The sequence below is a fragment of the Elusimicrobiota bacterium genome, from assembly GCA_016180815.1.
Lineage (GTDB): Bacteria > Elusimicrobiota > Elusimicrobia > JACQPE01 > JACQPE01 > JACPAN01.
Map to the genome: position 1 here is coordinate 38,011 of JACPAN010000014.1, position 12,353 is coordinate 50,363.

Genomic DNA, 12,353 nt, shown 5'->3' on the forward strand with positions numbered 1-12,353 from the left:
CCATGGCCTTGGCGTATCTTTTATTGGGGTCGAACGTCGGCAATCGCCGGCGTTATTTGCGCGCCGCCGCCGGAGCCGTCAAGGGATGGGCCAAAACGACAATGCTTGAGGCGTCGTCCGTTTGGGAAACCCGGCCCGAAGGTTTTTTACGCCAGCGGGCTTTTTTCAATCAAGCCGTGGCGATTGAGACGCGGCTGGAACCCGCGGCTCTTTTGATTTGGGCCAAAAAAACGGAACTGGAGCTGGGCCGCAGAAAGCGCCGGCGATGGGGGCCCAGGGAAATCGATATGGATATCCTTTTGTACGGACGACGGCGGGTGCGCCGCTCATGGCTCGTCATCCCGCACCCCCGCCTTCATCGGCGCGCCTTCGCCTTGAAACCCCTGGCCGAGCTTTGCCCTCGGATGACTCATCCCGTGTTGGGTGAACGCATTGCGGTTTTAGCCGAGAGGCTGCCTTCGGATGCGGTTAGGCGGCTGGATGATTAAAACGCGCGTGACGCCCAACTCTACTGTGCTACGTACCGCTTTCATGGCGAAATTTTGGATTTTGAGCCGAGACAAAGCCGGATTTTTTGAGCATATATGGAATATATGTGAAAAAAATCCGGCGAAGTCGCAGGCCAAAAGCAAAAATTGCAGCCGAAATGGGTATGTGGCACAGTAGAGCTAAGGAGCTGTTCGGGCGGAAAAAATCCTCCAAGGAGAAGATTTCCGTTTTTACGGTGTATTCCTACGGGTTGGCGCGGATTATGAACGCCGCGGGTTTCGTGGACGCCATGCTGGTGGCGGATCATTCGGTCGGTACCCTGGCCTTGGGTTACCCGAGCGCGTTGCCGGTGACGCTTGAGGAAATGCTGCACCATACCCGCGCCGTGGCCCGCGCCAAAGCCGGGGCCTTGGTGATTGCGGATATGCCTTATTTGACTTATGAGATTTCCCCGATGGAAGCGGCCAGAAACGCCGGGCGCTTGATGAAGGAAGGTTCGGCCCGCGCCGTACGGGTCAAAGGAGGCTCGCCGTCCGTGATTAAATCCGCCCGCGAGATCGTGCAGGCAGGCGTCGCGGTTATGGGGCATCTTCGCTGGGCTGAGAGCCGGGAACGCTCTCAGGAACAAGCCCGGGCCCTTCAGGAGGCCGGGTGTTTCGCCGTCGTTTTAGAGGGAATGCCCGCGCGTTCGGCCGGGGCCATCACCGGGGATTTGTCCATCGCCACCATCGGCGCGGGCTCGGGTCCTTCCTGCGACGGGGAACTGATTTGCACCGAAGAGATATTGGGATTGGCCGCCCCGGCATTAAGGCCGGGCCCGCGCGTTTACCTTAAGCTCAAAACCCTGCTCACTCAGGCCGTCAGGCGCTGCGCCAAAGACCTTAAGCGCTAGGGATCATGAGTTGGTTGATCATCCCAACCGTTTGTTTGATGGCGGCCGCTGTTTTGTGGAAGTATTCCAGTCTCATCCTAGTGCCGGAAATTTTAAGCAGCGTCAATTTGCCGTTCATGTTCGGGCTGGTTTACGAAAAAGTTTCGTTTCGCGCGGCGGACGGAGCGCGGCTGTCCGGCTGGTGGATTCCGGCCAGAAGCGGTGTATCGGATAAAACGATCGTTTGCTGCCATGGCTGGGGCACCAACAGCGGGGACGTCCTTCCTTTTACCTGGTACCTGGCCGACGAGGGATTCAATCTCTTCTATTTTGATTTTCGCGGGTGCGGGGAAAGCCCCAGGCACGGGCTTTCAAGCCTGGGGTTTTATGAAACCCGGGATTTTTCAGCAGCGTTGCAGTGGCTGAGAACAACTCATCCCGAGCGGTGCCGTTTTTTGGGGGTCTATGCGCTTTCCATGGGCGCGGTTGTGGGTTTGAACGCCGCGTCTCGTCCGGAGGGCCGGACGATTGCGGCGATCGCCGCGGAGGCGCCTTTTTTAAGTTTCAGGCGGACCCTCAGCCGGTATATCGGATTTCACTACGGCCTGCCCGCTTTTCCTTTCGCCTGGCTCTACACCGCGTTGCTTTATTTGCGGACGGCATTGGCCGATCACGAGGGTGCCAGCCCGGTCAACACGGCGCGGCGTTTCAAAGCCTCAGCATTGTTGTTAATTTATGGCGACCGGGATTATTTGGCCTGGCCTTCGGACGGGCGCGCGATCGAACGGATCGTCAATCAACAAATGCCCGGCAAAGCCCGGTTGTGGCTGGTGCCCGGCGCCGATCATGCCGAATGTTTCGACCGGATGCCGCAGGTTTACCGGCAAAAACTGACCGCTTTTTTTAAGGCGGCCCTCCCGGTTTCCGCCGTTTCGCCGTGATTGCCGCCGCTCTTCGTTGCCGCCATTTCGGCGTTTGCGGCGGCTGCACATTGCAGGATTTAGATTATTCCCTTCAGCTTGAATCCAAAAAAAGCGAATTCGAGCGGTTGCTCTCGGCGCTCGGCGTTCCTTTGTTCGATTTTGTTCCGGCGCCTGATCCGTGGAATTACCGCAATAAAGTCGAGTTGTCGTTTCTACCCCCTCGTCTGGCAGCCGGCGGGCCGCCGGGTTCGTTGACGTTGGGGTTCAAAGAAAAAGGGAAATGGTACAGAGGTTTTGATTTGGCCGAGTGTTTGATTTTCGATCCGTTTCTGGCGCGTCTGGGCGAATCGGTGCGCCTCTGGGCGATCCATGAAAATTGCGCGGCCTACGACCCGCGCCGTCACCATGGTTTTTTGCGTCATTTGGCGGTGCGCAAAGGCGCGACCATCGAACGCAAGGGCGCGTTTTTGGCGACGCTGGTGACGAGTTCGCAACGAGAGTTGCCCGGACAATCGTTGATCGAACGCCTGTCCTCCATAAAAAACGATTTGTTCGAGCTGAGCCTGTTCCATGGGGTCAACGACAGCTGGGCGGATACGGCCGTGCCGCAGCGAATCGAAACCTTGTCGGGCCGGCCGTATCTTTATGAATATGTTTTGGGCCGGCCGTTCAGGTATTCCTTGGGCAGTTTTTTCCAGACCAACCCGCGCGCTTTCGAATTGCTGCTTGGCGAGATCGCGGCGCACGTCGGCCGCCTGGGCGTTTCTTGCGTCCTCGATTGCTATTGCGGGGTCGGCGTCATGGCCGTTATGTTGGCCGAACGCTGCGGGTGCCCGGCCGTCGGCATCGAGTCCGTGGTTTCTAGCATCGATGACGCGCGAGTCAATGCCGGAAATCAAAACGGCGATCGCTTGACCTTCGTTTTGGCTCAAGTGGAGGATGTGTTGTCCGATTGGCTTAAAAAACCGGAGATCCGATCCGGGGCCGTGATCCTGGACCCTCCCCGTTCCGGGCTTCACCCCAAGGCCCTCAAGGCGTTGGCGGCCGATCCGCCGGCGCATTTGATCTATGTCTCCTGCAATCCTAAAAGAACCGTCGAGGCGGACTTACCTCATCTTTCCCAAAGTTATAAAATAACGCGTGCGCAAGCTTTCGATTTTTTTCCTCAAACGCGGCACTATGAGGCCTTGTTTTTCCTTCAGCGGATTTAAGCGTTAAGCGGCTTAAAGCATAGGGAAACCCGATGTATCAACATCAAGAAAATCGACCCCAAACAGCGGCGGATCATATCCTGGCTCCTTTAAACGCCGCTCAGAAAGAAGCGGTGACTTTTGCCGGGCGGCATTTATTGGTTTTCGCTGGTCCGGGCACGGGGAAAACGCGGGTGATCACGCATCGGATCGCGTATTTAACCGGCGTTCAAGGCGTGGACCCTGAAACGATCCTGGCCATCACCTTCACGAACAAAGCGGCCCAGGGTTTGAAAGAGCGTCTAAGCGCCTTGTTGAGCGATCAAACGCCGGGAAGGCCTTGGACCGGAACCTTTCATGCTTTTGCTCATTGGGTGTTGAGGCGTCATTGGCAAGAAGCGGGGTTGTCGAAGGAATTCGTCATCTATGACCAGGAGGATCAGCGCACGCTGATGCGCGAACTCTTGGCGGAAACGGATGTCGGCCCTTCCAAGGCGGGCGTTTTGCTCGATATTATCCAACGCTTGAAAGACGATCTGATGGACGCCAAGTCCTACGCCATCCATACCGACGTTTCGAGCAACCCTCATCGGGCCCAAATCGCCAAGATTTACGCCGCGTATCAGACCGCCTTAAGGAGCCGGGGCGCCGTTGATTTCGGGGATTTGCTGCTGGAGGTCAATACGCTTTTTAAAGCCCATCCTGAGGCCGTTCAGTTGTACCGTGATCGTTTCGCTTTTGTTTTCGTGGATGAATATCAGGACGTCAACCGGGCCCAGTATGCGTTCATGAAGCTGTTGGTGGGCGAAGAGGGGTCGTTGACCTGCGTGGCGGATGACGATCAGGTGATTTATGAATGGCGCAACGCTAACCCGCGCTACACCCTTGATTTCGACAAGGAATTTAAAGGCGCGGGCCAAGTCGTTTTGACTGAAAATTATCGTTCCACGCCCAACGTGTTGATCCCGGCCGCGAAATTGATCGCCAATAATGAGCTGAGGAAATCCAAGGTTTTATCCGCCACGCGCCCTGCGGGCGCGGATCCGGAAACTTGTTCCATGGATGACGAACGGGAGGAGGCGCGCGTCATCGCCGAGCGAGTCAAGAGACTGTTGGATAACGGCATGGCGCCTTCGGAAGTCGCGGTTTTTTACCGCATCAACGCGCAAAGCCGCAATTTCGAGCTTGAAATGCGGGCCTTGGGCGTGCCGTATCGTTTGGTGGGGGCCGTGGGATTTTACGCGCGCAAAGAAATCAAGGATATTCTGGCGATCGCCCGGCTTCTGGTCAATCCCAAGGATGAGATCAGTTTTTGGCGCGCGCTGGCCAATTACCCGGCTTTTTCCATTACCAAAGACGCCATGAGCCGCGTCCAGGCGTTGGCCCAGCGCGAACGCTGCGGGTTGTGGGCGGCTTTGGAACTGATTAAAAACGGCAGCCGCGAGGTGAGCCGGAAAGCCGCCGGAAAAATCGGACGCTTTTTGGACGTTTACGGCGCCCTGAGCCTGTTGATGGAAAAGAAAGCGCCGCTGGCCGCCATTCTGGAGGCCGTGGCCAATGAAACGGGTTACCTGGAAACTCTTGAAGAAGAGCGCTCCTGGAACGTGTGGGAGTTGATCGAGTCCGCCGGAGAGTTTCAAATGCAGAATCCGGGGGTCGATTTGTTGGGATTTTTGAATCAGACCAGCCTGCTGGCCTCGGTCAGCGCGGACAATAACCGTGGGTCCAAGAGCAATGCGGTCAGCCTGATGACCATTCATTTGGCCAAGGGGTTGGAGTTTGAGGCTGTTTTTGTGACGGGTCTCGAGGAAGGCCTGTTCCCATTTAAAATTTCGAAAACAAATCCTCAGGAAATGGAAGAGGAGCGGCGGCTGTTTTATGTGGCCATGACCCGCGCTAAAGACATTCTTTGCCTTTCTTACGCCAAGCGCCGGCTGGTTTTTGGTTCTGAAGCCGCGGGCTCGGCTTCCCGTTTTTTATTCGAAAGCGGGCTGTTGAAAGGCCAATGGCAGAGCAAGCCCGACGTTCGCCGGGGCTCGCGCGTGAAACATCCGTTGTTCGGCGAGGGGCGCATTATCGCGGTTGCGGGCGCGGGCGACGACACAAAAGTCACGGTGCATTTCACCAGCGGCAGCACGCGCAAATTTTTAGCCAGCGTCGCGCCTTTGGAGATGCTCTGAAATGGATGCCAAAGCAATCGTCAGTCAAGTCGCTCATTTGGCCCGGCTGGGGCCGTACGCTCCGGCGGCCGAGGAAAAATTAGCCAAGGAATTCAACCGGATTCTGGAGCTCTTCGGCGTGCTGGGCGAACTGCCTAAAGCCGCCCATGCTCAGGATCAGGGGGTCGACCCGACGCCCCTGCGCGAGGATGCGATCGCCGCTTTCGGATCCCGCGACGCCGTGATCCGCAATTTTCCCGAGCGCGAAAGCGTTTTGCTGAAAGTGCCCAAGGTGATCGAATGAGCGATATTCTTGAGTTGACGGCGTCTCAAGTCGCGGCGCAAGTTCGCGAGGGCGCGCTTAAGCCCGGGGAGGTCCTCGACGCTTATTTCGCCCGTTTGGACGCCGTCGAGCCGAAAGTGGGCGCGTATTTACGGCCGCTTAAAGAGCGGGCTTATGAACGGGCCCGCGCCCTTGAGTCCAAGGGCCGCCCCTCCGGACGCTTGGCCGGCGTGCCGGTGGCCGTCAAGGACAATATGCTGTTGTCCGGCCACCCGACCACTTGCGCTTCAAAAATTTTGGAAGGTTATGTGTCCACTTACACGGCGACGGCCGTCGAGCGCCTGGAGTCCGAAGGCGCGCTGGTGATTGGCAAAACGAATTTGGATGAATTCGCCATGGGTTCTTCGACGGAGAATTCGGCTTTTAAAATCACGAAAAATCCTTGGGATTTAAGCCGCGTCCCCGGGGGTTCCTCAGGCGGCTCAGCCGCGTCCGTGGCCGCGGGCAGCGCGCTTGCGGCTTTGGGTTCGGACACGGGGGGCTCCATCCGCCAACCGGCCGGTTTTTGCGGGTTGGTGGGATTTAAACCGAGTTACGGTTTTGTATCGCGTTTCGGGCTGGTCGCGTTCGCGTCGAGCTTGGATCAAATCGGGCCCATGGCCAGAAACGCCGAGGACGCGACGTTGATCTTTGAATCCATCGCCGGCCATGATCCTAAAGATTCAACCTCGTTTGTGGAATCCGGCGCCGTATCAGGCGGCGCCGCCGCTCATTTTTCCGGGGACTGGCCCAGGAGCATGACCGTTGGGCTGCCCAAGGAGTATTTTTCCGGGCAGGGCGCGGATCATCAAGTGCTGACAGCTGTGGATCAAGCCGTCAAAACCATGGCTAAAAACGGCGTCAAGGTTCAAGAAGTATCGCTGCCGAATACACGTTTTGCTTTATCGGCCTATTATATCCTCGCTCCTTCGGAGGCCAGCGCCAATTTGGCGCGCTTTGACGGCATTCGTTACGGCAAAAGAGTCCAAAGCGGCGATTTAATCGGCCTTTACAAAGCCAGCCGGACTCAAGGGTTCGGGCCGGAGGTGCAGCGGCGTATTTTGATCGGCACGTTCGCCCTTTCCCACGGCTATTACGACGCTTATTACGGCCAGGCGCAATTGGCTCGCGCAATGATCGCCGCGGATTTTGACGCGGCGTTCAACCAGGTGGATTTTGTCGTCGCGCCGACGACGCCCACCCCGGCTTTTAAAATCGGCGAGAAAACCGACGACCCGGTATCCATGTACTTGTCCGACATTTTTACCATCCCGGTGAATTTAGCCGGGCTTCCGGCGGTTTCCTTGCCGTGCGGTTTCTCGGCCGACGGCCTGCCCATCGGTTTTCAAATTTTAGGGCCCAGGGCCGGCGACCTGGCGGTTTTGCGCCTCGCTCGATGCTTTGAGGAATGGACGGGGGGTTCGTTTTGCCGCCGTCCCGTCATCAACGCTCATGGAAATTAAAACGGATAAGGCTGATGATGAGCCGCGACTGCCGTCCGGCGCGTCATTCGCCTTATACGCCGACGCGATAAGGAGAACGAAATGATCAAACGCAAAAAAGGCATGAACTTCGAATACTCGGCCGGAGGCGTGCTCTATGATCAAAGCCGCGTGCTGTTGATCGAAGTTGAAAATCTTCAGGGCAAGGTCGTCTGGACGTTCCCCAAAGGCCATATTGAAACCGGGGAAGACGCGCGCATCGCTGCGTTGAGGGAAGTCGAAGAGGAAACCGGCTATATCTCGGAAATCATCCGGGAATTGCCGCGCGTGAGCTATCATTTCATGCGGGGCGGGGTTTTGGTCAGGAAAACCGTGCGTTGGTTCTTGATGAGGCCCAAAGAGGAGACCGAGATCAAAACCACGGATGAGGTGCGCGCCGCCAAGTGGTTCGCCTTGGACAAGGCCGAGGATCAATTGATTTACCCGGGAGATTTACACCTGCTGCGCGTGGTGCGCCGGGAAATGCGCTCCTAAGGGGATATGACGGTACTGTCCACGGAATTAAAAGAAAGCGATGTGATCCGCTTGGATAATGCGTTGTGCAAGGTTGTGGCGGTCAATATCCACACCGGTGGCGGCAAAACAGGCGCCATGGTTCACGCCAAAATACGAAATCTCGACAGCGGTCAAACGGTTGAGCGGCGCTTGTCCACAACGGATCGAATCGAAAAAATCGACGTTGAGCGCATTCAGGTTCAGTACCTTTACCCGGATGGCGACAATCTGGTGTTCATGAACGCCTCAAATTATGAACAGCTGCCCTTGGCCAGGGTTGCCGTGGGCGCGGCCGCTGAATTTTTAAAGGAAGGCGATTCCATCGCCATTGAAATGTTCGAAGGGCGGCCCGTCGGCGTTGATTTTCCTCATGTGGTCGAGGCCAAAGTCGCCAGCGCCGGCTCCGGCTTGCGCGGAGACACGACATACAAGGAAGCCACGCTGGAGAACGGCATGACCGTGATGGTGCCTCAATTCGTTCGCGAAGGGGACATGGTCCGCATCGATATCGAAACCAAGGAATTCGTGGATCGCGTGCGGGAAAAAACCCAAAGCCATAAAACCGTATTTAAGCCGGCGGAAAAACCAGCGGTCAAAAAACCTGCGGCTCCGGAGAATCCGCCGAAAAACCCGTGAAGCCCACCATCGGTCTGGAAATCCACGTCCAATTAGCCACGGCGAGCAAGCTGTTTTGTTCCTGCCCGGCGTCTTCTTTCGGCGCGCCGCCGAATCAAAACATCTGCCCTATTTGCGCGGGCGACCCGGGCGTTCTTCCGGTGGCTAACCGGCAAGCGGTGGAGCGCCTGATCAGGATGGGGTTGGCTTTAAACTGCGCGATCGCCGAACGCTCCGTGTTCGCCCGGAAGAGTTATTTTTATCCGGACTTGCCCAAAAATTATCAGATTTCCCAATATGATTTGCCCCTGGCTAAAGGCGGCCGTCTTCAGTATTTTTCAGGAGGGGAAAAAAGAACGGCCCGCATCCATCGCATTCATCTTGAGGAGGACGCGGGCAAACTCCTGCACGCCATCGGCGCCCAGGAGTTGGCGTTTAGCCTGGTGGATTTCAACCGCACGGGCGTGGCCTTGGCGGAAACCGTGACCGAGCCTGATTTCAACAACGCGCAGGAAGCCAATGATTTTTTAACGACGCTGAGAACTACGCTGCGCAGCCTCAATGTCTCCAACTGCGACATGGAAAAAGGCGAATTTCGCGTGGACGTCAACGTGTCCGTGGCTCCGGAGGGGGCGGCGTTGGGCACCAGGGTTGAAATCAAAAATTTAAATTCGTTTAAAGCCGTGCGCGATGCTTTGGAGTATGAAATCAAGCGCCAAAAAGAGGCTTTAGCCGGGGGAGAAAAAATCCGCCAGGAAACCAGGCTTTGGGATGTCAAAAACGCGGCGACCGAGGCCCTGCGCAGCAAAGAAGAAGCGAGTGATTACCGTTATTTCGCGGAGCCTGATTTAAAACCGTTGATCGTATCGCGAGAATGGATTGAGCGCGTGCGCGGGGGGCTGGCGCCTTTGCCTGTGTCCAGGGCCGAGTCTTATGAGGGCCGTTTGGGTTTGGGTTCTAAAGAGGCGCAAACCATCGCTTTTCATGAGGACTCAGGCGTGGCCGCTCTTTTTGAGGAAACAGTCGGCCTTTGTTCGGTCAACGGCCAAGCCGTCGAACCTAAAACAGCGGCCAATTGGATCCTGAACGACTTGCTTGGAAATCTTAAGGACAAAAATCGTTCGGTGGCCGACAGCGGCATGACCGCCGAACGTTTAGCCGGATTTTTAAAGCTTGTCCGCGCCGAGGGTTTGAGCAGCCGTCTGGCCAAAGACCTGTTCGCTAAAATGCTGGCTGATCCGGCGCTTGAAGCCGGGTCCGCTTTTAAAGCCAGCGGCGTTACGTTGTTATCAAGCGAAGATGCGCTGTTAGTATTTATCCGAGAAGCGCTTCAGGAGAACCCCAGGGCCGTTGAGGAATTTAAAAGCGGCAAAGAGCGCGCCATTCAGTCTTTAGTCGGCGCGGTGATGAAAAAAACAAAAGGCCAAGCCCACCCTCAAAAACTTCAGGAATTGCTGCGCCGGGAATTGACTCGGTAGAACCGTCGGGTTCTGTCGGGTTAATGTTCCAGCCGGGCCAAGCGCAGGGTGTCCGTTCGTCCATCTTGAAACAGCACCCAGGGACGCCCGTTTTGATCCACGGATAAAGATGGGTTTCGGGGTCTCATGGGCGCCGGGGCGATGACGGTTTTGAGCCAGCGGCGTTTGGCATCCGTGGAAAAATACGCGATATTCAACGTGTTTGGGTTGGTCAATACCAGATGCCCTCGCCCGGAACCATCCACCGCAAAATCCAAGCGCGCCAGTTCTTGACCCGAAGCAATGGGTTCTTCAATAATGGTTTGCCGCCATCCGCCGGCGCGCCGTTCGCCGAAAACCAGTTTTTCATTGCCGTCCCATTCTTTTTTCGTCCATCCGACCCAGGCGTAAACCGGCTGGGCATCGGCTGTGAACGCCATCCGGCAATTGGATAAATGCCGGACCGTAAAATCAGTCATGGGCCGGGCCGGTTCCCAGGAGCCGCGTTCCATGGGACCGGGGACGCCGGCCGGCGAAGCGCCTGAGTAGCGTCTCGTATACCAGAGCGTGGCCTTATTTTTTGCGTTCAAGAGATAAGCAAGATGCAGGGTTCCTTCTCTGTCGATTTTAGCCCCCAAACAGGCGATTTCGCCGGCGACCGCGTCCTCTCTTAAGGGAATTTCTTCTTCTTTCCATCCGTTGGCCGTAGGCCTGGTCATGGCCAAGCCTTCTTTTTGGTGGCTGAAAATCAGAACGGGCACGTCTTTGGAATCGAAGAGAAAGGCCCAGGGTTTTCCAAGATCGGCGTGATCGGTTAAGAGCCCCAGGACCCACCCATTGGTCGTTAATAAAACGTATTGGATGCCGTTTTTGCCGTAATAGATCACATGCGGCCGCCCGCTTTTGTCCACGGCGATTGAAGCCGAGGTCGCCCGCGGGTCGAAAGGAAAGGGGATGGTTTCGAAGCGGTGAGGAAAAAATTTTTTTTGCGCGGCGATATTAGGCTCGTAGATGTAATGGAGTTGATTGTAGGCGCTGTACACCGCATGGAAACCGTTCTTGCCGTCAAAAAATCCGGCTGAAATGCGTCCGATATCCCGCGTTTTCTGGCGTGATTCCGGATGGCGCGATCCGTCGTCGACCGGCTGAATAATCCAGGCGGGGAGCTTGGCCGGCAGAAGGGCTTTTTGCGCGACGCAGCCCGCCAATAAAAAAGGGGCGAGAAAAAGTGTTTTAGCGCCCACTGCGGATTTTGTTGATGATGGCGGTTGTGGAGAGGCCGCGCACCAATTTGATCCGGGCGATTTTTTTGGCGTGTTCGCGCCCCACGATGGCACCGGCCGTCCAATCTGCGCCTTTAACCAAGACATCCGGACGGATGGCTTCGATGAGTTTCATGGGCGTCGGCTCTGCGAAAGCCACGGCATAATCAACGCAGCGCAGAGCGCTCAACAAGCGCATTCGATGCTTCAGATTGACGACGGGGCGCCCCGCGCCTTTTAAGCGCCGGACCGACGCATCCGAGTTGACGCCCACGATCAGAATATCGCCCAAGGCCTTGGCCTTGGCGAGAATCTCGGCGTGCCCGGCGTGAAGGATGTCGAAGCATCCATTGGTGAAAACAATTTTTTTGCCCGCGCCTTTGAGGCGGCCGGCCAAGGTTCGAGCCTGGGTTAAGGAGCGAAGGAGACGGTTATTTCCCACCGTTCGGAAATAATGTTTTTTCCACCAATTCGCAAATGGAATGGATGGCGTTGATATGGGCTTCCTGAATGCGGGGGGTGGAATCCGAAGGCGCCTGAAAGGTGATTTGCGCCAAGTCCTTGAGCTTGCCGCCGGAGGCGCCGGTGAAGCCAACGGTTAAGACCCTTAATTTTTTGGCCACTTTCATAGCCTCCAGGACGTTTTTGGAATTGCCGCTGGTGGAGATGCCGACGGCAATATCGCCTTTCTTGCAATGGGCTTCGACTTGGCGCGAGAAAACCTCGTCGTAATGATAGTCGTTGCCGATGGCCGTTAAATTGGAAGTATTAGTTGAGAGAGCGATGACATCCAAAGCCCGGCGGTTGTGATTGGTGTAACCGCCCACCAGCTCCCCGGCAAAGTGCTGGGCGTCCGCGGCCGATCCTCCGTTGCCGAACACTACAACGCGCCCGCCCGCCTTCAAGCATTTGCTGATTTCCCGGGCGATGGCGGCCACGACGCCGACGGCTTTGGCGTCCAAGGATAAAAGGTGAAGAACGTCCGCGCTTTCCTTGAATCTGCGCTCGATCAGGCCGGCGGCGTCGTGGCCGGCGGAAGACGAAGATTTTCTTGTTTGAAACGCCATC

Annotated in this window: 13 protein-coding genes; 10 read left to right on the forward strand and 3 right to left on the reverse strand. The window is 56.5% G+C overall.

Annotated elements, in window-relative coordinates:
* Positions 1-2 precede the first annotated feature (2 nt).
* From folK to gatB, 10 genes are all read left to right on the forward strand, one after another.
* Complete coding sequence (gene folK / locus HYT79_07660) at positions 3-488, forward strand: 2-amino-4-hydroxy-6-hydroxymethyldihydropteridine diphosphokinase (GenBank protein ID MBI2070468.1); 486 nt, start codon at positions 3-5, stop codon at positions 486-488.
* Positions 489-646: 158 nt separating this feature from the next.
* On the forward strand, positions 647-1,381 hold the full coding sequence (locus tag HYT79_07665) for a 3-methyl-2-oxobutanoate hydroxymethyltransferase (protein ID MBI2070469.1): 735 nt from the start codon (positions 647-649) through the stop codon (positions 1,379-1,381).
* Positions 1,382-1,386: 5 nt separating this feature from the next.
* Positions 1,387-2,301, forward strand: a complete 915-nt coding sequence (locus HYT79_07670; GenBank protein MBI2070470.1) for an alpha/beta fold hydrolase — start codon at positions 1,387-1,389, stop codon at positions 2,299-2,301.
* Complete coding sequence (gene rlmD / locus HYT79_07675; protein MBI2070471.1) at positions 2,298-3,494, forward strand: 23S rRNA (uracil(1939)-C(5))-methyltransferase RlmD; 1,197 nt, start codon at positions 2,298-2,300, stop codon at positions 3,492-3,494. Before HYT79_07670 ends, rlmD begins: the two co-directional genes overlap by 4 nt.
* Positions 3,495-3,526: 32 nt before the next feature.
* On the forward strand, positions 3,527-5,653 hold the full coding sequence (locus tag HYT79_07680) for a UvrD-helicase domain-containing protein (GenBank protein ID MBI2070472.1): 2,127 nt from the start codon (positions 3,527-3,529) through the stop codon (positions 5,651-5,653).
* A 1-nt stretch (position 5,654) separates the two neighbouring features.
* Entirely contained in the window at positions 5,655-5,936 is a 282-nt protein-coding gene (locus HYT79_07685) for a hypothetical protein (GenBank protein MBI2070473.1), read from the forward strand.
* Positions 5,933-7,417 (forward strand): Asp-tRNA(Asn)/Glu-tRNA(Gln) amidotransferase subunit GatA, encoded by a 1,485-nt coding sequence (gene gatA, locus HYT79_07690; GenBank protein ID MBI2070474.1) that lies wholly within the window; start codon positions 5,933-5,935, stop codon positions 7,415-7,417. Before HYT79_07685 ends, gatA begins: the two co-directional genes overlap by 4 nt.
* A gap of 81 nt (positions 7,418-7,498) precedes the next feature.
* Positions 7,499-7,930, forward strand: coding sequence for an NUDIX domain-containing protein (locus HYT79_07695; GenBank protein ID MBI2070475.1), 432 nt, complete (start codon positions 7,499-7,501; stop codon positions 7,928-7,930).
* 6 nt (positions 7,931-7,936) lie between these two features.
* Entirely contained in the window at positions 7,937-8,587 is a 651-nt protein-coding gene (locus HYT79_07700; GenBank protein MBI2070476.1) for an elongation factor P, read from the forward strand.
* Positions 8,584-10,044, forward strand: a complete 1,461-nt coding sequence (gene gatB, locus HYT79_07705) for an Asp-tRNA(Asn)/Glu-tRNA(Gln) amidotransferase subunit GatB (protein MBI2070477.1) — start codon at positions 8,584-8,586, stop codon at positions 10,042-10,044. Before HYT79_07700 ends, gatB begins: the two co-directional genes overlap by 4 nt.
* Before the next feature lie 20 nt (positions 10,045-10,064).
* Here gatB and HYT79_07710 read toward each other — a convergent pair whose 3' ends face one another.
* Genes HYT79_07710 through HYT79_07720 form a run of 3 tightly spaced genes read right to left on the reverse strand, consistent with a single transcriptional unit; the run spans position 10,065 to position 12,352 of the window.
* On the reverse strand, positions 10,065-11,267 hold the full coding sequence (locus HYT79_07710; GenBank protein MBI2070478.1) for a hypothetical protein: 1,203 nt from the start codon (positions 11,265-11,267) through the stop codon (positions 10,065-10,067).
* The gene (locus tag HYT79_07715; GenBank protein ID MBI2070479.1) at positions 11,257-11,811 is read right to left on the reverse strand and encodes an adenylyltransferase/cytidyltransferase family protein; all 555 of its coding nucleotides are present in this window, start codon (positions 11,809-11,811) and stop codon (positions 11,257-11,259) included. The genes HYT79_07710 and HYT79_07715 overlap by 11 nt, the downstream gene beginning before the upstream one ends.
* Positions 11,717-12,352: a D-sedoheptulose 7-phosphate isomerase gene (locus HYT79_07720; GenBank protein MBI2070480.1), complete on the reverse strand. Its 636-nt coding sequence runs from the start codon at positions 12,350-12,352 to the stop codon at positions 11,717-11,719. Before HYT79_07720 ends, HYT79_07715 begins: the two co-directional genes overlap by 95 nt.
* Position 12,353: the final 1 nt, after the last annotated feature.